The 21648-nt window shown below is 34.6% G+C and carries 13 protein-coding genes and 2 pseudogenes; 8 read left to right on the forward strand and 7 right to left on the reverse strand.

The window, feature by feature from the left end; genetic code table 11:
- Positions 1-30 precede the first annotated feature (30 nt).
- From glpA to GNP81_RS02060, 4 genes are all read left to right on the forward strand, one after another.
- Positions 31-1683 (forward strand): anaerobic glycerol-3-phosphate dehydrogenase subunit A, encoded by a 1653-nt coding sequence (glpA, locus tag GNP81_RS02045; RefSeq protein ID WP_155674059.1) that lies wholly within the window; start codon positions 31-33, stop codon positions 1681-1683.
- Positions 1680-3047 (forward strand): glycerol-3-phosphate dehydrogenase subunit GlpB, encoded by a 1368-nt coding sequence (gene glpB / locus GNP81_RS02050; protein WP_155674060.1) that lies wholly within the window; start codon positions 1680-1682, stop codon positions 3045-3047. The genes glpA and glpB overlap by 4 nt, the downstream gene beginning before the upstream one ends.
- Positions 3044-4315 carry an anaerobic glycerol-3-phosphate dehydrogenase subunit GlpC gene (gene glpC, locus GNP81_RS02055; protein WP_155674061.1) on the forward strand — a complete coding sequence of 424 codons (1272 nt, stop codon included), beginning with the start codon at positions 3044-3046 and terminating at the stop codon, positions 4313-4315. The genes glpB and glpC overlap by 4 nt, the downstream gene beginning before the upstream one ends.
- 317 nt (positions 4316-4632) lie before the next feature.
- Positions 4633-5757, forward strand: coding sequence for a winged helix-turn-helix domain-containing protein (locus GNP81_RS02060; protein WP_236781409.1), 1125 nt, complete (start codon positions 4633-4635; stop codon positions 5755-5757).
- A 43-nt stretch (positions 5758-5800) separates the two neighbouring features.
- Here GNP81_RS02060 and GNP81_RS02065 read toward each other — a convergent pair whose 3' ends face one another.
- Positions 5801-7657: a methyl-accepting chemotaxis protein gene (locus GNP81_RS02065; RefSeq protein WP_196587392.1), complete on the reverse strand. Its 1857-nt coding sequence runs from the start codon at positions 7655-7657 to the stop codon at positions 5801-5803.
- A 118-nt stretch (positions 7658-7775) separates the two neighbouring features.
- Positions 7776-7979: a hypothetical protein gene (locus GNP81_RS02070; protein WP_155670134.1), complete on the reverse strand. Its 204-nt coding sequence runs from the start codon at positions 7977-7979 to the stop codon at positions 7776-7778.
- A gap of 311 nt (positions 7980-8290) precedes the next feature.
- Here GNP81_RS02070 and GNP81_RS02075 point away from each other — a divergent pair, with 311 nt between their 5' ends.
- Entirely contained in the window at positions 8291-9970 is a 1680-nt protein-coding gene (locus GNP81_RS02075; protein ID WP_236798249.1) for a GGDEF domain-containing protein, read from the forward strand.
- 45 nt (positions 9971-10015) lie between these two features.
- Here the strand turns inward: GNP81_RS02075 and GNP81_RS02080 are convergent, their stop codons facing one another.
- Entirely contained in the window at positions 10016-11104 is a 1089-nt protein-coding gene (locus tag GNP81_RS02080) for a linear amide C-N hydrolase (protein WP_155670136.1), read from the reverse strand.
- 513 nt (positions 11105-11617) lie between these two features.
- On the opposite strand from GNP81_RS02080, the gene GNP81_RS02090 reads away from it, so the two are divergent.
- The gene (locus GNP81_RS02090) at positions 11618-12739 is read left to right on the forward strand and encodes a winged helix-turn-helix domain-containing protein (RefSeq protein ID WP_155674062.1); all 1122 of its coding nucleotides are present in this window, start codon (positions 11618-11620) and stop codon (positions 12737-12739) included.
- 49 nt (positions 12740-12788) lie between these two features.
- Here the strand turns inward: GNP81_RS02090 and glpD are convergent, their stop codons facing one another.
- Positions 12789-14312 carry a glycerol-3-phosphate dehydrogenase gene (gene glpD / locus GNP81_RS02095; RefSeq protein ID WP_155674063.1) on the reverse strand — a complete coding sequence of 508 codons (1524 nt, stop codon included), beginning with the start codon at positions 14310-14312 and terminating at the stop codon, positions 12789-12791.
- Positions 14313-14490: 178 nt separating this feature from the next.
- Positions 14491-15258: a DeoR/GlpR family transcriptional regulator gene (locus tag GNP81_RS02100; RefSeq protein ID WP_005422126.1), complete on the reverse strand. Its 768-nt coding sequence runs from the start codon at positions 15256-15258 to the stop codon at positions 14491-14493.
- Between the two features lie 331 nt (positions 15259-15589).
- Here GNP81_RS02100 and GNP81_RS02105 point away from each other — a divergent pair, with 331 nt between their 5' ends.
- Both GNP81_RS02105 and GNP81_RS02110 read left to right on the forward strand, forming a co-directional pair.
- The gene (locus tag GNP81_RS02105) at positions 15590-16609 is read left to right on the forward strand and encodes a cytochrome-c peroxidase (RefSeq protein WP_336495463.1); all 1020 of its coding nucleotides are present in this window, start codon (positions 15590-15592) and stop codon (positions 16607-16609) included.
- The gene (locus GNP81_RS02110; RefSeq protein WP_155674064.1) at positions 16606-19437 is read left to right on the forward strand and encodes a PAS domain-containing hybrid sensor histidine kinase/response regulator; all 2832 of its coding nucleotides are present in this window, start codon (positions 16606-16608) and stop codon (positions 19435-19437) included. The genes GNP81_RS02105 and GNP81_RS02110 overlap by 4 nt, the downstream gene beginning before the upstream one ends.
- A 56-nt stretch (positions 19438-19493) precedes the next feature.
- Here the strand turns inward: GNP81_RS02110 and glpK are convergent.
- Positions 19494-20843, reverse strand: a pseudogene (gene glpK / locus GNP81_RS02115) (glycerol kinase GlpK); the annotation flags it as partial.
- Positions 20840-21646, reverse strand: a pseudogene (locus tag GNP81_RS02120) (pilus assembly protein N-terminal domain-containing protein); the annotation flags it as partial. The pseudogenes GNP81_RS02120 and glpK, both read right to left, overlap by 4 nt.
- Positions 21647-21648 lie beyond the last annotated feature (2 nt).

Consider the following 21648-nt stretch of genomic DNA (forward strand, 5'->3'; position numbering starts at 1 on the left):
ATCAAAAGTGGTAAAAAAAGAGACTAAATTATGGACAAAACTTCTCGATTAGAAACTTCCGTTATCATTATTGGTGGCGGAGCAACAGGCACCGGAATTATGCGAGATTGTGCTTTGCGAGGTATCGATTGTATTTTAATTGAGAAAGACGATTTAGCTTCTGGTACCACAGGTCGAAATCATGGTTTACTTCACTCTGGTGCCCGCTACGCCGTGACAGATAACGAATCAGCGAAAGAATGTATCCATGAAAACAAGATCTTAAAAAACATTGCTAAACATTGTGTTGAAGATACTCAAGGCTTATTTATCTCTCTTCCCGATGATGATTTAGAGTTTCAAAAACAGTTTATTGGCTCATGTGAATTGGCAGGGATTGAAGCAAAACAACTCACACCAAAAGAAGCGTTATTACTTGAGCCAAACGTGAACCCTGACTTAATTGGAGCCGTTCAAGTCCCAGATGGAACGCTCGATCCTTTTCGTTTATGTGCAGCGAATGTCCTTGATGCGAAAGAACATGGTGCGCGTTTGCTCACACATACCCATGTAACTTCTCTTATCCGACACCAAGATACGGTGCTTGGAGTGAACTGTATTGATGTAAAAACCAATCAGAAAATTGAAATCTTTGCACAACAAGTTATTAATGCCGCTGGTATTTGGGGTCAAAATATTTGTGAATACGCCGATTTAAGCATCAAAATGTTTCCTGCAAAAGGCTCGTTATTGATCTTAGATTATCGCATTAATAACTTAGTGATTAACCGCTGCCGCAAACCATCTGATGCCGATATTTTAGTTCCAGGAGATACAATTTCACTTATCGGAACCACATCAGAACACATTGATTATGACAAGATTGATGATTTACATGTAAGTGCTAAAGAAGTCGATATTCTGATGCGTGAAGGCGCTAAGCTCGCACCAATCATGGCAAACACCCGTGTCTTACGCGCCTATGCCGGTGTCCGTCCATTGGTTGCTGTGGATGATGATGGTACAGGAAGAAACATCAGCCGAGGAATAGTGTTACTCGACCACGGTGAAAAAGATGGTTTAGACGGATTTACGACCATTACTGGAGGTAAACTAATGACCTCTCGTTTAATGGCAGAAATGACAACAGATCTGGTGGCTAAAAAGCTTGGAAATACACAAGAGTGTACCACTCATATTCGTCCATTACCTGGCTCAAATGGCGCATCAATTAATGCAAAAAAAACCGCTAGCCTTGCGAAACCCGTTTATCAAAGTGCCATTTATAGACATGGTGAACGCGCTCAACAATTTTTAACCGATGAAGCAAAAGATCAAGCAGTGATCTGTGAATGCGAAATGGTGACTCAAGGTGAAATCAATTACGCCATTAACCAATTAGATGTTCATAACCTAGTTGATCTTCGTCGTCGCACCCGTTTAGGCATGGGACCTTGTCAAGGAGAACTATGTACTTATCGTGCTGCTGGGCTATTTGAAGAATGCGGGCAAATAAGTGGTAACCAATCAAGTCAACTACTAACTCATTTTCTAGAAGAACGGTGGAAAGGCATCAAACCTGTATTCTGGGGAGATGCATTGCGAGAAGCTGAATTTAGCTATTGGATTTACGAAGGTCTGTTCGGAGCAAGTGACATTCCAAACCAACACTCTGAACAAGAATCAAAAGAGGCAACATTATGAATTTCGATACCATCATCATAGGCGGAGGCATGGCAGGCTTAAGCTGTGCTTTACGTTGCTTAGAAGCCGGATTAAAAACCGCAGTTATTGCCTCAGGCCAAAGTGCTTTGCATTTCTCATCAGGCTCAATTGATGTTCTTGCAAAAACACCTTCAGGTGAACCTGTTTCTAACCCAATGACTTGTATTGAAACCTTTGCAAAAGCGTATCCTAACCATCCTTACGCGACCTTAGGTAAAGAAACAGTTGAACGCGCTATCGATTGGTATAGAAACACATTATCAGCTATTGGTGTCCCATTAACATCACAAAAGAATGGACTAAATCATTATCGATTAACACCATTAGGAACAATGAAATCGACCTGGCTATCACAACCTTTTGTACATCAATTCCCTATGGATTTAGAGAAAAACAAAACACAAAAAATGGTGTTGGTTACCATCGATGGGTTTCGTGATTTCCAACCTAAATTAGCTCAAGATAATTTAAAGCAACTCACTCAATTATCTGCTCTTGAAATAACAACTGCAAACATATCTCTTTCTGCATTTAACGAGATTAAGCGTAACCATTGTGAATTGCGCTCAATTGACTTATCCAGATTATTATCCAAGCGAGCACACAGACAAGAACTCGCTTACGCTTTACAACAACATGCTCAACCCGGTGACTTAGTAGTAATACCTTCTATTTTTGGTAATGGTACTGGATTAACCTACCTCAGAGAAATTGAGCAGCTAACCAAATTAACTCTATGTGAAGTTCCTACCATGCCGCCATCTTTATTAGGTATACGTTTAGAAGAAAGCATGAAGCATGCATTTATTGAGTTAGGCGGCACTATGCTAAATGGTGATCATGTCGTTCAAGGTGAATTCTCTTATGTTGATAAAACCGATCCTGAGCACTCTCATTATCGTTTAAACCGCATTTTCACTAAAAACCATGGTGATTTCCCTCTTCAGGCGAAACATTTCGTCTTAGCCACAGGCAGCTTCTTTAGCCAAGGATTAAAAGCCACGGTTGATTCAATGATTGAACCTATTTTTGGTTTAGATATAGCACAAAGTGATAAAAGAACAGATTGGTATAATCACGATTTTTTTAGCGCTCAATCTCACCCTTTTCTAAATATGGGCATAGAAACTACAGCTAAATTTCAAGCGATAAAATCAGGACATGTGATAGATAACTTATACTGCGCTGGCGCAATTCTATCTGGTTATAATCCTATATTAGAAGGCAGCGGCAGCGGTGTTGCAATTAGTTCAGGATTTCATGCTGCAGAGTCCATTATAGATCAATTGAAACCTAGCTATTCTTCTACAAATAATAACATCAAAGCAGAGGTCGCATTATGAGCAGCCCATTATTTAAATCGTCATTTCTGAAAGACAGCGTATTAAAAGACAATCTTATTTTTAGAGCGCCGGCGAATACCAGTTTTGATCAATGTTTAAAATGCACCGTTTGTACCGTTTATTGCCCTGTAGCAAAAGAAAACCCTGATTATCCGGGGCCAAAACAATGCGGACCTGATGGTGAGCGCCTACGCTTTAAAAGTCCTGAATATTATGATGAAACCCTTAAACTCTGCACAAACTGCAAACGTTGTGAAACGGCTTGCCCATCAGGGGTAAAAATTGGTGACATGATCGCTGTGGCTCGTGGAAAATATGGTAAACCAGCTTACAACATGAAAGGTCTTCGTGATTTTGTATTAAGCCATACGGATTTATTTGGTTCAATTGCCACCCCTGTAGCACCTGTTGTAAACGCAGTAACCAGTGTTCCTTTAGTAAAAAAAGTAATGCATAAAACCATTGGTGTACATGACCATAAATCGCTTCCTAAATACTCTCATGGGACATTTAGAAAATGGTATAAAAAAGAAGTGAATGACCAAAGCGTATTTGAACGACAAGTTCACTATTTCCATGGTTGTTTTGTAAACTACAATCACCCACAACTCGGAAAAGATTTCATTAAAGTAATGAACAATATGAACATCGGGGTTCAATTGTTAGATAAAGAAAAATGTTGCGGTGTACCACTTATCGCGAATGGATTTCACAAGAAAGCACAAAAAAATGCTGAATTTAATGTCGCTAACTTAGAAGCGGCTATTGAACGTCAAGATGTTCCAATTCTTTCAACCTCTTCAACCTGTTCATTTACTCTCCAACAAGAGTATCCACATGTTCTAGATGTAGATAACACAAAAGTCGCCAAAAAAATTGAATACGTTACTCGTTTCTTATTAAAAGAAATCATGAATGGTCGTGGACCAAATATGAAACCAATAAATAAAAGAATTGTGTACCACACACCTTGTCATTTAGAGCGCAGTGGTGGCAGTATTTATACTATTGAATTACTACGAGCTATCCCAGGCTTAGAGGTACAAGTACTCGCCAGTGAATGTTGTGGCTTGGCTGGTACCTATGGCTTTAAAACCGAAAACTACGAAACATCAGTTGCCATAGGTAAGAATATATTCGATAAAATTAAAGCAGCCAAACCTGATTATGCGATTACCGATTGTGAAACTTGTAAATGGCAAATCGAAGAAAACACTAATATTACAACCATCCACCCAATCTCACTTTTATGTGAAGCTCTTATCTAAAGCCTCGATATTTATGGGCACACCATTGCCCATAAATATTCACAACACCACCCACAAAAAGACAACTCATTCACAAAATCAATCTTAAATCATAAACCAAATCTATACCCAAGAAAAAACCATTTACCCTTACAATACAACAAGTAACAATAAGTGATCAAAATCAAATACTTAGAAATATAGTGTTCATTTTTGATACAAGCTTGACATTGGTATTGACAATCTTATATATAATAACAATTAATACATCGAATTAATAAATACAGTCTATTCACCTTATGCTTAAGCGAATAAAAATCGAGCACCGTGATTTCATATTGAACATCGCGGATAACTCTATTTCCAAAAAAAATAAAATAATTAAATTAACCGAAACAGAATGTAAAATTCTTACGTTACTTCTCTTAGCGCCAAAACAAGTATTCAGTAAGGAAGAAATTTTACGCTACGCTTGGGACGAAGAATTAAATAACAATATTAGTGTTGTGCCTCAAGCCATCTCGGTTTTACGTAAAAAGTTATACCGTGATGATATTGATGCTATAGATACTGTAAAAGGAAAAGGGTATAAAGCAACACCCAGCAGAAAACGTTGCTTATCTAAACGAAAGAAAAAGTGTGGCATTACAATCGCAATACTTGCGTGCAGCATAGTCACATATGGTTTTTATATTCAAAAGCCAGATGAACAACCAGAGATTGCTCAATCATTACTCAAAGTCGATGATAATATTTATCAAACTTCAAACTCAGCCCCTATCATAATAAGTCCAGAAATATTCAGTGAAAATGTTAAGTACTTTATACATGTACAAAAAAAAGCGATAAGCTTGTCTGCTTGTAAAATAACCAATCAAAAATGCACAAGTATATACAACAAAATACTCTTCATTGATGATGAGAATACCAAAATAGATATGAATAAACTCATTAGTGACGTGTCTTTTAAATTCAATAAACCTAAAGGAGAGCCCATTTATTGTAGCTCAAATAAGTATAGTAGCTATAAAGTATCAAGTAGCATAAATTTAAGAGCGATAAATAACGAATCTTATACTGGTCATATATTTATTAATTACGATGTAACTCAATTAGACACAAATCAATACAAAGCAGAATTGTCTGCTTATGTGAAAGAATCTGGTTATATTGGTAGTTTTGGATACTCTGTTAACCTTAATGCAGAAACAAAAGAAATCACAAATCAATCAAATGAACATTATATTTCTAAAATAAGCAGAGATATGAAATACAGTGGCATTAAGTCAGGTCGACAACAATTTGGAACCATAAAAGATCAAAGTCAACTGTATGCTTTTCCTCTTATGAAAAATGGAACTCATTCCACTTACTTTAATCATATTTACCCAATGGGCAATGGAGTGAACTATGTCTACATGGAAAATGCAAATATAGGCTACTTAACCTTTTTCTATAAATAACAATAGGCTGTATCAAATTGATACAGCCTATTGAGTTTATTCATTACACATTAAAAAAAGCTAACTTGGATTTTTGACCTTCAGACAGCTCTGATAAATGATTGCTGGCCTGAGAGCTTTCTTTTATTCCTTCCACATTTTGATTTATGCTCTCACTAATCACATTTACATTTTCGCTTATCGAAGAAATTGCTCTGTTCTGCTCATTCGCAGCTGCTGCCATTTCCGAATTCGTTAATGTTATCTCTTCTATTGCATCAGAGATATCACCTAGCTTCTGATTGGTCTCTTCACTCATTCGTGTTGTTTCATGAATGATCTGAATTGACTCATCAACAGACTGAACTACATCAACGGATTTTTGCTGTAAATTATCAATAATTTCTTGAATATTTTGTGTTGATTGTTGAGTTTTTGCAGCTAAGACTCGAACTTCATCTGCAACTACAGCAAACCCTCGACCACTTTCCCCTGCTCGAGCAGCTTCAATTGCTGCATTTAACGCTAATAAATTCGTTTGCTCCGAGATAGATTCAATAACAGTAATAACTTCACTGATTTTATCGGTTTGAACTTTTAAATTAGTCACTTCTTCTGAGGTCAAATCCATTTGCTGCACAAGAGAACTACTCAAGTTAGCACTTTCATTCGCACTTTTGGACCCTTCTACCGTTAACGATAATACATGTCTTGCTCGTTCATCTGCTTGCGAAGCAGAAGCATCAACTTGCGCGGAAGACGCAGATAATTCAGTTACAGCTGCCGCAATCAGCTCTACTTGTGATTTTTGATCGCTAGCATTAGCTTCGCTTTGTACCATTACTGCAGCTAATTCTGTTGAAGCCGACGAAACCTCATCACCTACATTCCTTAAATCATTAATTAAACTTTTTAAGTGAGCAACCGTATCGTCTGTGTTCACACATAGCTGACCAACTTCATTAGCCCCTTCAAGATTAGTTAAATAAGTTAAGTCTCCAGAAGCAATAAGCTTCATTTGCCCTTGTATTTCAAGGATTGGCTTAGCGATAATTTTTGCAGTCAACCAACCAATACCAATAGACAATGCCGCTACAGCGATTAAGAATAAAAGCATGAAGGACTTACTTTCATCAATTTGCTTAGTTGCATCAAGACTCAAATGATGTGTTTTATCCATAATTTCAGTTAATAAGCCAGATAAGATCGAATCTGCTTTAGTACCTACATCAACCAATTCACTATTATTAATATTAATTAAATGTCCTTGCTTCCATAATACATCATTAACTGCATAATAATCTTTGAAACCTGCTAGTAATACTTTTTTTGCTTTAATGTTTTTAATCTTATTCGTTTCTTCAAATATTTTATTAAAACGAAGATCAAGTTCATTTTTAAAAGCTAAATTTAAATCTAGTGAATAAACAGATGACATTCTAACAACAATAATCGCTGTTGATGCATATAATTCTTGTCTGATTTTATTCCACTCTTTTCTTTCAAACTCATTAGCATTACTTTCTAAAATAATACGATTAGCGTCATTAATGTAATCTGTTATCCAAGGTAAGTCAGACCATGCTTTATCCATATCTTTATACAGATTAATATTATCAGAAAGGTTCTCACCATATATAGCAAGTAATCGACTTACTTCATCCATTTTATTTTTAAAATCGTCTGAAGATGACAATTTACTGCTTGATGCTTTAACATCTTGAAATAGAGTAGAAACCATTTTGTCAGTTTCTTCAAACTTGGAATAAGAAAGAGACAGCTCATTAGGGATGCCTATTGAGCGGCTCACAGCAATTCTTAAGTGTAACAGTTTCTCTTGTGCTTCTGTTAATTGAGTACTGTCTGATGAGTTGTAATCCATTGATATTGAATTATTTCCAAGTCTGTCATAACTGCTCATTATAACCATTGATAAAATGGCAGTAAGAGATACAGCTATAACTACTGGTAACAATACTTGGTACCTAACTTTAAGGTTCATAAAAATGCGTTGAAAATATTCCACGAGTTATCCTTTGTTAACGACGATTGTCCATTTGACTTGGAAATGAGTGAACAAAAATAATTTTCACGTCCAGCAATGTTTCAATAAAAAAAATCTCTTCCTGGCTCAAAACAGAACGCATCGATACATCACACTTAACTTGTTCTTTGCCTTTTAAAGTTTGTTTTTTGACTATGACGTTTTGTACATACATATTTTTGTTAACTGCCATTTCCATTTATATTTTTAAAAGTTAAGTCTACATGACTAAATTGTTAGTAAGGAGTAGGCAGTTGCATGAAAAAAGAGGTAAATACCTATATATCAATTACTTAATACTCTTTAATTTAAAATATTTTAGATTAATTTATTCATAACGTTATATTCATAGTCACTTCTTAGATGGATAATTAAAAATTCAAATTATCAAATACATAAATAATCAATTTATAAGTGTGATCGAGATCTTGATTTGTACTATAAATATTCAAAGTCAATATAAATAAAGCGTGATACATTAGCGGCAATTTTTCTAGTAAAATAATAACGATGATTAAGAATAAATACTTTATTTATCAGCCTAATTTTTTTGAAGGTTCTATTGTTTCTTACGAAGCATTAATAAGATTTAAAGACTCAACCGTACTTCCAAACGAGTTCATTGAATCACTTGAAGATAAAACGTCTTTTGATAAAGAAGTTATTTCACATGTTGTTGCAGACAAATTAACGTTAAAAAACAACGAAAGCATTCATATTTCGATAAACGTGTTCGCGAAAAGTCTAGAATCAAATGAATTTATTGAACATTGCGAAAAAATATTTGCTCAACACCAAGGATTTACTCTAGAACTGAACTTCAAAAATCAAGATTTCAATTTAGAGCAAATTAATCGAAATATGAGACGATTGAGAGCATTAGGCGTACTTTTTACTCTTGATGACTATGGAACTGAGTGTAAGCACTCTGATCCATTATTAGAACTCAATTTTGATTATATAAAAATTGATCGTTCTCTTATTAGTACAATTAGTGATGACTATTTATCATTTTGCTTTTTACGCTCCTTATATCATAAATTGCATAAATTCCTCGGTTATAAAGTCGCGATAAAAGGCATTGAAAATATAAACCAGTTAAACTTAATTAATTCCTTTGGCTCTGTGATCTCTCAAGGTTATCATTTATCTCATCCGTTAGAACTAAGTGAACTTAATTCACAACATAGAGGGAAACAGAACGGTTTATCAGACAGTGATAATAAATATAATGAACCTATAGATCGTTTTATTTATAATGTAAACACTGCCACAAATAATACAGAACTCACCGTTGCCCTTAGTAATCTAAAAGAACAGGATCCATTTAATTTACTTGGTATTGATTATAATAACTTTAATTTAAGTGCGTTAAATTTAAAGTATCAAGAACTGCTTGATGGTATTAAAAGTCCATCCATTCTTTTTACTACAAATTTAATGAAGCATTGTAATTGCCTTTTCATTTTGCGGGATGAACATGGTGTTGCGATCTATAATAATCAAAAACATATCGACTACCTAGGATGTAGTTTGGTTGGGATGCCAATTGATGAAGTGTTAGCTAAATACCCAGACTACCAAACCTGCTTACAACTTGATCAACAATTGCTAAATAAAAGCTCTGATATTCTGATTTCAAATGAGACCGTTGAAGTAGGCTCTTTGACCCAGTACTTTCATACGTATAGACAAAAAATTAAATACTTCGATAAAACATTTATCATGACTTTCGTCTACGAAGATGATCAAGAAGGAAATGCTACGATAGACCCATTAACAGGCTGTTTTACAAAAATAAAGTTAGATCACATAGATACAAATTTGTATAACACCATGGCGTTTATTGATTTGGACGGTTTTAAAAGCATTAATGACGAGTTCGGACATCAGTGTGGTGATCTACAACTCAAAGAAGGTGCACGCTTAATTAATAAATACTTAAGAAAAGAAGATTTATTAATTCGTTTTGGTGGGGATGAGTTTATTTTATGCTTTGATTCAACCTCCACAACAAACATAAGTAAAAAATTAGCCGCTATACGCACCAGTTTTGAAGAACACTTTCGACAAAAAGGTCTAGATTTATCCTTCTCTTTTGGTGTTTCGTTAATAGAACACAATGTAAAAAGTGCATTAGAACAAGCGGATAAAGCGATGTATATAAATAAACGAAAACGTAAGAAATAAAGAAATATAAGCTTCACCACGCATGAAGCTTATTTTTTCAACAAATTATAATCCAGCAGTCACATCAATTACATGAAAACGTCCTGAATCAAGTGGACGTTTCGTTTCTACTTTCTCATTAAAGTTTATTTTAGTTAAATCTACTTTCTTAACCCTACTATCTCGCATGGTTTTATAGAAAAATACTCCATTAGTTTGATCAATTACCGATGTCCACTGAGTCGCACTCGGTAAATCAGGAATATGTTCTTTAGAGCTAAATTCACTACCAATTGGAATATCAAAATTATTCAAAATATGGAACGCTTGAGATACCGCTTGCTCTTCTGTCTTCATAATAGGCGCAGAATTAACATAAAATGCAGCACGTACAAATCGAGATGGTGGTGTAATATCACCAGGAAGACCTAAGAAACTTGATCCAACACCAAATGAAAAGGCATTAACATCATTAATTTTTTGTCCCTTACTGGATCCTGGTGCTAGATGGATATAATTATTAAGGTTAGTCACTTGCCATTGGTAGTCAGGTGCATTGGTTAATACCTTCGCCGTATTCTTATGAATATTCACCTCACCATTGTTCATTATTTCAATTACGATATTATTCCCTTGTTTATCTGCAACTCGCCAATGTGCCGTCGGTGATGGGTTACCTTTCACATCAATATATACTGGAACAATTTTTATTTTATCAATCGCTTGCTCTACTTCAGCTACCGTTTTAAATTGCGATAACATCCAACGGTTAAAGTCCATATCAGTAATGGTTTCCTTAGTATCATTTGGATTATACTTTTCTAATGAACCATAATTTTTGAAATAAAAGAGACCTGCGGTCAGTCCTTCTTCATTAACACCATCAGCAATAAAACGGTCATCACTTACCGATATACCAACAAAACCATATTTAGAGTCCCATCGTAATCCTTTTTTTTGGTCTGGCATTATTGATACGTAAGCATGATTACGTGGAGAAATAATGAGTTTACTATTAAGATCGTTTTGTCCCCACTCAATCGTTCGTGCTTGAATATAATCATTTTCAGTCGTTGAAAGCGAAATACCAGTACAAGCACTGGCTGAATAGGCAACACAAGAAGCAATAAGCATAGAGAGAAGTTTGATTTTCATTTTTATATCTCACTGTAAATGATTGCTTGATATTACTCCTATCAAATCAGTTTCCAAGTATTTCTTACTCAATACTTAACATTACGGTATTAATAATACCCATCCTTAACTAACTTGGTTACAGATAAACCATTTCCACTTTTATCTTTTAGCCTTCTTTCCATCCACTTAAAATCACTCAATTCAACAATAAATGTACAATGAACAAAGCATGAGGTAACTAAATCATTTTCGCAGAGATCCATAAACGATTGCATTGAATTACATATAAGAGTGATTCTTTCCATATAACATCCTCATAATTAATATATCAGTTAAATTAGTAACCTAAATTCGATCATCTCATAAATGCGACATTGTTAGAAATAAAAAAAACAAAAAAAATAAAAACAAATAAACAATAAAAATCACTTCTCATATAATCAAATTAATCTAAAAATAATCTCTAATAATCATAGACATTTTAAATATCATATTTGAGAATCATACGTCGTTTAGAATATAGGGATTACAATGTCTAATAAAATTAAATATCATAATTTTTCATTACTAATAAATGAAAAAATAGTTATCACAAAAAACAATAAAGAAATAAAATTAAACTCAGTAGAACGAAATATCCTATCTCTACTAATACAAAACCCTACTGTTATTTTCACTAAAGAAGAAATACTTAAACACTCATGGCGCGAAGAAATGGAGTGTCATCCTTCTGTTGTACCACAAGCTATTTCTTTACTTAGAAAAAAAATGTCTCTTCATAATTTAGAACCCATTGAAACGGTTAAAGGAAAAGGTTATAAAGCAGCATATCTAGTCCCTGACAAGTACCCTATAAAATACTCATCTCTTGTTTTATTTGTCACTATTATGTCATTGATAATACTAGATTACCCTAATCTTCGCTTAGTACAAGAAAAGATAAAATCCTTTAAATTTCAAGAGGTAAACAAACAAATAGTAATCACATCAACCTCACTTCCCTTAAATTTAAAAGAGGTAAAGCTTAATGATAATGTTAAATATTTTATAAATAATCAAAATAATTTTATCTCAATATCGGCTTGCAAATTTAAAGATAACAGGTGTACTAAAATTTATAATGGTATTTATTTCAAGGAAAAATCAGAACCAATCGACATCCGCCTATTACTGTCTAACATCAAGTTCGATAAGTCACAGTACCTATCATTGGAAAATAAAATACAAACATTTTCGTTATCGGCTCAAGTAAATTTAAAAGCATTAAACAGTAAAAATTATAATGGAAAACTGTATATCAATTTTGACGTAGACAAAAAAAATGAAAATAATTTCTATGCAAAAAAAACAATGTATATTAAAGAGTCTGGATATTCAGGTGGATTTGGTTATGCTTCAAATAATGAGATAACCATAATTCACAATCCAGATTATGATAAATTATTAATAAAAAAAGTGGATAAAAATGACTTAATATCTTTACGTTTCCAGTTTGGTATAGTTAAAAATAGTGACATGATTTACGCTTACAATATGTTATCAAAATCAAGAAATAAGTACTCTTATACTTACTCTTATCCCATATCAAAAAACATAAGTTACTATTATAACGATGAAATGAATATTTCATATATTGGATATGAACATACATAAAAAAAGCAGCCATTATAGGCTGCTTTCATTTATATTACATTTTTCAATTTTATTTTAGTTTGCTTAAATTACTTTCGATATACGACGCTATTGTAGCTTTTTCTTCATTATTTAAATATAAACCAAGCTTAGTTCTTCGCCATAAAACGTCATCTTCATTCTTAGCAAACTCATTTTCAATTAAATAATCGATTTCAGCTTGATACACACCCCGTGCAAATATCTGCCCCATATCATCTTGGCACTCAACATTTTCTAGTAAAGCCCATGTTAATGTACCAAATTGATTAACATAGCGTGTCACTGTTTCTTTCGCTAACCAATAATGTTTACTACAAATATTATCGACCAACTGTTGACGAGAATATTCAAAATCTCCACCGGGTAACGCAACGTTTCTGGTCCATGGCGTTCCCATCTTAGTGAAATATGGATTCAACATTTTCATCGCAGTCTCACCTAACTTACGATAAGTAGTTAATTTCCCACCAAAAATAGAAAGTAATGGCGCTTGATCCAACTCTTGCTCTAATTCTAACGTGTAATCTCGCGTAATCGCTTGAGGTGAATCTGATTCATCATCGCACAATGGACGCACACCACTATAAGTCCAAACAACATCATCACGTTTTATTTGCTCAACAAAATGCTGGTTTACAACGTCAATAAGATAACTCACTTCATCTTCAGAGATGGCCACTTTTCTTGGGTCACCTTTATATTCAACATCTGTGGTTCCAATAATTGAAAAATCTTCCATATAAGGAATAACAAATACAATTCGGTTATCTTTATTTTGTAATATGTATGCTTGCTCTTCATTATGAATTTTAGGTACCACAATGTGCGAACCTTTTACTAAACGAATATTACGAGGAGATTCATCTTCTAAGCTATCATCAAAAAACTGTTTTACCCATGGTCCAGCAGCATTAACCAGGGCTTTAGCTTTACGCTCAAAGCGAGCATTCGTTTGAGCATCAAAAATGGTTACATGCCAAATATTATCAACACGAGTGGCTTTCTCTACTCGACAATAGTTTTTAACTTCAGCTCCATTTTTTTCTGCGGCCATCGCATTTAAGATCACTAAGCGAGCATCATCGACCCAACAGTCTGAATATTCGAAACCTTTTGTTATCTCACTCTTAAGTAAACCAGAGACAGCAAGATCAACAGAATGACTAGCAGGAAGTGTGGTTCGTTTACCTAAATTATCGTAAAGGAAAAGACCTGCACGGATCATCCATGCAGGGCGTAAAAATGGTCGATGAGGTAAACGAAAACGCATTGGTTTTGCAATGTGTGGTGCTTTAGCCAATAACACTTCACGTTCGGCTAATGCTTCAGAAACTAAACGAAACTCATAATGTTCTAAATATCGTAAGCCCCCATGAATTAGTTTTGAACTTGCTGATGAAGTTGCAGAAGCAAAATCCGATGCTTCATATAAACCAACAGTTAAACCTCGACCTGCCGCATCCGCTGCAATGCCTGCACCATTAATACCACCACCAACAACAATTATGTCTAATATTGGATCGGATATATGAGTTTGATTTTCATTATTCATAGTCTTGACCTTTACACAAAATGAGCGAACGAACATGATTTACGATAAAAATACGATAACTTAACTTTCGTTTAGAGTCACTTTATATTTTCGAATTCGAACATTTACTGTGATACAGATATAAAAAATCCCTGATCTCAATCAAGAACAGGGATCGTTTATTCGTCAAAAATGAGAGCTACTTTGAAATTACTTCATAAGGGATCTCATTATCTTTTAAGATAGTTACGATTTCTTCTGGTGGCTCTTGATCAGTAATAATCATATGTAATTCAGTAATGCTGCCTAAATTAACCATCGCATTACGGCCAAATTTAGTATGATCGACCGCAAGATAAACACTACGGCTATTTTCAATAATCGCTTTCTTTACGCGTACTTCATGATAATCAAAATCTAAGAGTGAACCATCATAGTCAATACCACTGATACCCAAAATACCGAAGTCTAAACGGAATTGTTTAATAAAATCTAATGTTGCTTCACCAACGATTCCGCCATCACGATTACGAACTTCACCGCCAGCCAAAATCACTTTAAAATCAGGATTGGCCATCAAAATCATAGCAACATTGATATTGTTAGTAACAACACGTAGGTCTTTGTGATTCTTTACTAAGGCTTTAGCGACGGATTCAGGCGTAGTTCCGATATCAATAAACAGCGTTGCACCATCAGGGATATGCTTTGCTAATGCCTCTGCAATGGTGTCCTTTTCATTCAGCTGCATTACCTTACGTGTCGTATAGGCTGTGTTAACTGAACTTAGAGGAATAGTTGCCCCACCATGATGACGACGAATTTTATTTTCATCTGCTAATTCATTTAAATCACGACGGATAGTCTGTGGGCTAACTTTAAATTGTTCTACTAAATCTTCAGTACTTACATATCCATGTTGCTGTACTAGGTTTACGATCTCTTGATGTCTTGATAATTGCTTCACGAATTACTCCCCTAATTACGAACAATCAACAACTTAATATTTCACTCAATAAAGTGTACAAAGAAGCTCACAAAATTGGAAATAATTGCGATGAATATGCGTGATATATATCAATTAAAGTTCGGAAAAGAAAACACAATGGATAAAAAATACGTCATTAGAATGAATATCATACAAATTGAAAATGAATAGAATTCAAATGTTCTTTAATACGCTTAATCGAACATTTCTATATGATACTGTCAAAATAGACACTTTGGTTTTGGTACTTTAAAAGGAGAAGACTTGTACTATACTTTTTAAAGCGCATTGATTATACAAGGAAGAAATCGTGTCTTTATTACCATGGCGTTGGATCATACCTTTATTTATTGTCAGCTTTTTAAGTCTCTATTTGTATTTTACTTTTCGAGATCCCATTGAATTGCCTAACCATAAGATTCATAACCACAATCGCTTATTATCGTCGGTAGTAAGTACAATTTCAGAAAACTCAATAAATGATATAGATAAAATCAAGCTTGGTTTTAACCTATTTATAGACACAAATTTATCTTCAAATGGCAAAATCAGCTGTGATTCTTGCCATCAACTTTTATCTAATGGTGCAGAAGCAATTCCTATTTCTATTGGTGTGAATGGAAAAGGAACAAGAAACTCTCCAACCATATTTAATATAGATCTTAACACTCGATTCTTCTGGGATGGACGCGCTGCAAGTTTAGAAGAACAAATTGAAGGCCCGATTCATAATCCTTTAGAAATGGATAACAGTTGGCCATCTATCATTGAATATCTAAATAGCGATACCAAATACCAACTTCTTTTTGAAAAAACATATGATGGTGACATTTCTGACATAACAATTAAAGATGCTCTCGTCCATTTCATGAAAACGCTAAGAACCCCCAATGCTCCCTTCGATCTCTATTTAAAAGGAGATAATAAAGCAATATCAAAAGTTGCTGTTAATGGATGGAACAAATTTCAAAACTTGGGGTGCGTATATTGTCATCAAGGACAAAATATTGGTGGTAATCTTTTTCAAAAATTAGGTAACTTAACTGAACTAGAGAATAGTTTTGGAGAGAACGCAGATCTTGGCCGATTTAATATCACAGGTGATATTAACGATCGCCATGTATTTAGGGTACCAAGTCTTCGTAACGTCGCAATTACACCTCCTTATTTCCATCATGGTAAAGTACAAACACTTGAAGAGGCTATTACCATCATGGCAAAAGTCCAGTTAGGTCAAGACCTCTCGCCAATGACTATTGTAGAGATAAGTGCTTTCTTAAATACACTCACCGCTCCAAAACCAACTATTTTAGAGGAGCTAATGCAATGAAGCCTCAACTATTTCGTTATAGCCTTATCACTGTCATTACATGCACATTAATCATAATTTCTCTCATTATCACAAAAAGCCACTTAGTAGAGCAATATCAACGAGCTTATTTGACACTTTCAAATAACGTCATGCAATCGCGTGAAAAAATTTATCATTTTAATCATCAAGATAATAAAGCATATGATGAATATGCTTCTTTACTCGTAGATAGTGAACTACAAGCATCATTTTTATATAATCGCTTAAAAGGCAGTCATACTTCTTCTTGGTTAGAGTTTTTTCTCATTAGCAATAACCAAGCTATTTCCTTTTCTAAAAATACCTATTCCAATATCGCTGAGATCGTGACAGATCTTGAATCTTTACTAAGACTAAAAGTATCAAGAGAGTACACAACTCATACTATTTTCTTATTAGAACAAGAACTAATAAATAACATACAAGATGTTGAAGACAAATATCTAATATCTCAACTAACCTTACATGGAACGTTACCTAAAAATGAAACCTTATCAAACACTACGCTCAACGATTCTAATTTCACTAGCCTATCCAACTACATAAAACTACGTGAGCGCATTCAATCGGAACAAAAAGTAAAAGAAAAAAGTATTTTTAATAATACGGTTAAACAAACACTTACACAACAAAATGCTTATTGGATAACTCAATCTGAAGCGATAAAAACTCAATTATTTTTAACGACCTTATTTTTACTTTGTAGCATAGCGCTTTATTTTTATTTTCGTCTTAGAGATAAATTCATACAGACATTAAAGATAAAAAGAGAATTGATTCGTTCTGAAAAAGAAAAAACCAAATTAGCTCTCGTTGCCGAGTATGCTCATGATGCGATATTCATTATGAATAAACGAGGTAAGTTAACTTGGGTAAACCAAAGTTATTCCACCTTATCTGGTAATAGGTTAGAGGATATTGAAGGAAAAGATCTCCCTTCTATTTTACAGTTAGATACAATAAAACATGCCCATATTTTTACCTTACTTCAATCTTTAGAAACGGGGACATCCATTTCTTTTGAGTTAACCAATCATCATAAGAATGGAACTCTATTCTGGATCGATGTATCCATAACTCCAATTTTGAAAACCAACGGTAATATTATGCACTATGTTGTCGTTGAAAGGGATATCACTAAGAAAAAAGAACTAGAAGATAAGTTAATAAAAGCAGCCGATAAAGCCGATGTTTCAAATAAAGCTAAATCGACGTTTTTAGCGACCATGAGCCATGAGCTAAGAACACCTCTTAATGGCATACTGGGAATGGCTCAGATTATTGAAAGTAATATAAAAAATGTAGAACAACATAAACAAATAAAAATGTTATTAGAATCTGGCGATCATTTGCTCTCTTTACTCAATGATATTTTAGATTTTTCAAAAATAGAACAGAGTAAACTAGAGATTAATAATGCATCTTTTTACTTTATTGATGTTATTGACCCTATTGCTAATACTTATTTATCAATTTGCGAAGATAAGGGACTCCAACTCATTATTGACAATAACATCAACGACAAGACGATCTTTATCGGTGATAAACCTCGTATACGACAAATCATTTTTAACTTGATCAGCAATGCCGTTAAATTTACTCATAAGGGAAGTATTACTCTTAATTTTAGCCATACTTTAACAGCTAAAGGCGAGCAAGCCATTCAAATAAAAATTCAAGATACAGGTATAGGCATACGTAAAAAACGCCTGAAACACATATTTGAACCTTTCATTCAGGCTGAAGCGAGCACTACACGCCAATATGGCGGGACTGGACTTGGTCTTGCTATCGTAAAACAATTAACTGATGCCATGAAAGGATATATATCTGTCAGCAGCTCTGAAGGAAAAGGTACCTGTTTTACTTTAGTCCTACCTCTTGAAATCACGAAATCAAAACAGTTAATCAATAACGATCCTCGATCTTCACAGCAAAGTAAGCCAATCCCTCCTATCTCCATAGATAATCTATCCATATTAATCGCTGAAGATAATAAAATTAATGCATTAGTTGCTCAAATGTTTTGCCAACGATTAGGACACAGCGCAGTCATTGCTGAAAATGGAAAAGTTGCCATTGAAAAATTAAAAAACACGCATTTCGATTTAATTATTATGGATAACCATATGCCAGTAATGGACGGCATCTTAGCGACAAAAGCAATCAGAGAAAAATTAAAACTCTCAACCGTTATTTTCGCTTGTACGGCAGATGTTTTCCAAGAAGCGCATGATAACTTTCTAAAAGCGGGAGTCAATTATGTCCTAACCAAACCATTACAAGAAAATGGTTTCATTGACGCAATTAAGCAACATCAAGATGCGATAATTCAGCAAAAGAGAACGTCATATACAGTTAAAGAAAAAGACAGTAATATCATAGAATTAAGACGCCCTTCTAAACATCAATTTTCGGATGACACTTTAACTGAAGCTGAAATTAAACTGACTTTAATACAAGAAATATGTGGTACTGATAGCGAAATTATTTGTGTATTTTTACAATCATTTATCGATACATCAGAAGAAAACATTACAGAAATCATCATGGCGTTTGATAAAAAAGACGTAGATTTAATTCGATTTAATGCACACTCAATAAAAGGAATGGCTTCTAATTTCAATGCTTCACGCTTAGTAGAAATAGCAAGCTCCATTGAATTATGTACAAAGGAAAAAAACATGCCTATGCTAGAAGATGTTCAGCAATTGATTAATTTACTTGAAGTTAATATTCAGCAGGCATCTCGATTATTAGAGAAGCATGAACAACAACAAACTACGTCACAAAAAAGTAATTTATAAAAAAGGAGCACTATATATGTGCTCCTTTTATATAACTATTAATCAAAGTAGATTAATTACTCTTCATCATGCAACTCTGCCCACGATTGTGCACATTTTACTGCGCGTTTCCAACCACGGTAACGTTGATTACGTTTTTCTTCATCATGATGTGGTTCAAACGAACGGTCAATGACAGCTTTATCTGCTAACTCATCAAGACCATTCCAAAAGCCAACGGCTAAACCAGCAAGGTATGCCGCACCAAGTGCAGTAACTTCTGTGACTTTTGGACGATGCACGGCCACATCCAATACATCAGACTGGAATTGCATTAAGAAATTATTCGCAACCGCGCCACCATCAACACGAAGTGCAGATAACTTAATGCCTGAATCAGCCTGCATTGCATCAATCACATCACGAGTTTGATAAGCAATACTTTCTAACGTTGCGCGAATAATATGATTAGACCCACAACCACGAGTTAATCCAACAATCGTACCACGTGCATATGCATCCCAATATGGTGCACCAAGGCCAGTAAAGGCGGGAACAACATAAACACCATTAGATGTGTCTACTTTGGTTGCAAAATATTCTGAATCTTTAGCATCCGCTAGTAACTTCATTTCATCACGTAGCCATTGGATAGATGCCCCTCCCATGAACACTGCACCTTCAAGAGCATAAGATGCTTCACCTCTAGGACCACACGCTAGCGTAGTTAGTAGACCATTACGAGAGGTTACTTTTTCTTTCCCTGTATTCATCAGCAAGAAGCAACCTGTGCCATAGGTATTTTTTGCTTGGCCTTGCTCTACACACATTTGACCATAAAGCGCTGCTTGCTGATCTCCTGCAATACCAGCAATAGGAATACGTGTGCCTCCTTTACCACCAATATTCGTTTCACCATAGACTTCTGATGACGACTTAACTTCAGGCATCATTGAAAGCGGTATATCTAACTCTTTTAGTAGTTTTTCATCCCATTGAAGTGTATTGATATTGAACACCATAGTACGGGATGCATTGGTATAATCGGTTACGTGAACACGCCCTTGTGTCATCTTCCACACAAGCCAAGTATCAACAGTACCAAATAATAACTTACCAGCTTCTGCATCTTCTCGTGCTCCCTCTACATTGTCTAGGATCCATTTAATTTTGGTTCCAGAAAAGTATGGGTCTACAACAAGACCGGTATTTTCACGGATGTATTCTTCTAATCCCGCTTCTTTTAATTTTTCACACGTATCAGCGGTACGACGACATTGCCAAACAATGGCATTATAAACAGGCTTGCCCGTTTCTTTATTCCAAACAATTGTTGTTTCACGCTGATTGGTAATACCTATACCTGCAATTTGATCACTGCGGATCCCCGCTTTTGCTAACGTTTCAACAAGTGTAGAGCTTTGGGTAGTTCACCACCGACTAAGAAACTTGCGCTTTCTCCTGAAACTACCGATAGGTTTGGTTCTGCTAATATTTGTCCTACCGTATCGCTACCAATGGCAGTAATTACCGACATAATATCCGATGAACTAAAGTGTGTAAGAGGCTGAACAAAAACACCAGAAACATTAGGATCAGTACCATATCGAACTCCAATCTCTTGTAAAAAAGATTGTGAAACTTCAGCAATTGATATCTTTACATTCACTTGTTTTGTTGTTGCTACTTCAATATTATTTACAATCCCTTTGTAATCTGTTCGCTCCATGAATTGCATTTCATAATCTTGATCTTCCATGTCTTGCTCAAAGGTGAATGTCTCATCATCTTTATCAAGAAGTTGCCCTACAATATTGTTTATCTCATCTTTTTCTTGTTCAGTTGAAACCGTACCGCTTAATACCACTCGATCACCAATATTGAACACATTGACATCAACATCAGGGTATTTAACTGTTATATATTGTTTTATAGAATCAAGACTTTTATTTACGATGATTTTTTTATTTGCCAATGTATGACCATCTCGGTCAAACACCATTACAGAGCTTTGTCCAATACTCTTTCCATAAACAACTACTTTTTTCTTTTCTATTACTTGGTAATCGGCAATTTTAGGATCGGAGACAAAAACTGAACCGACTTCTTTATTAGCTAATATGACTTGTGAATCACCTTTCGACATATTAATAATATTGCCTGCAAAACTAACAAATGATATCGGTAATAAAACTAATACCAACAGCGTTCGATAATAATTATTCCACATTT

It is taken from the genome of Aliivibrio fischeri (assembly GCF_009727955.1).
Lineage (GTDB): Bacteria > Pseudomonadota > Gammaproteobacteria > Enterobacterales > Vibrionaceae > Aliivibrio > Aliivibrio fischeri_A.

Excerpts from the sequence above, each read along its gene's own strand:
- glpA (WP_155674059.1), top strand. The coding sequence starts at position 31 with ATGGACAAAACTTCTCGATTAGAAACTTCCGTTATCATTATTGGTGGC.
- glpB (WP_155674060.1), top strand. The coding sequence starts at position 1,680 with ATGAATTTCGATACCATCATCATAGGCGGAGGCATGGCAGGCTTAAGC.
- glpC (WP_155674061.1), top strand. The coding sequence starts at position 3,044 with ATGAGCAGCCCATTATTTAAATCGTCATTTCTGAAAGACAGCGTATTA.
- GNP81_RS02065 (WP_196587392.1), bottom strand. The coding sequence starts at position 7,657 with ATGAGCAGTTATGACAGACTTGGAAATAATTCAATATCAATGGATTAC.
- GNP81_RS02070 (WP_155670134.1), bottom strand. The coding sequence starts at position 7,979 with ATGGAAATGGCAGTTAACAAAAATATGTATGTACAAAACGTCATAGTC.
- GNP81_RS02075 (WP_236798249.1), top strand. The coding sequence starts at position 8,291 with ATGATTAAGAATAAATACTTTATTTATCAGCCTAATTTTTTTGAAGGT.
- GNP81_RS02080 (WP_155670136.1), bottom strand. The coding sequence starts at position 11,104 with ATGAAAATCAAACTTCTCTCTATGCTTATTGCTTCTTGTGTTGCCTAT.
- GNP81_RS02090 (WP_155674062.1), top strand. The coding sequence starts at position 11,618 with ATGTCTAATAAAATTAAATATCATAATTTTTCATTACTAATAAATGAA.
- glpD (WP_155674063.1), bottom strand. The coding sequence starts at position 14,312 with ATGAATAATGAAAATCAAACTCATATATCCGATCCAATATTAGACATA.
- GNP81_RS02110 (WP_155674064.1), top strand. The coding sequence starts at position 16,606 with ATGAAGCCTCAACTATTTCGTTATAGCCTTATCACTGTCATTACATGC.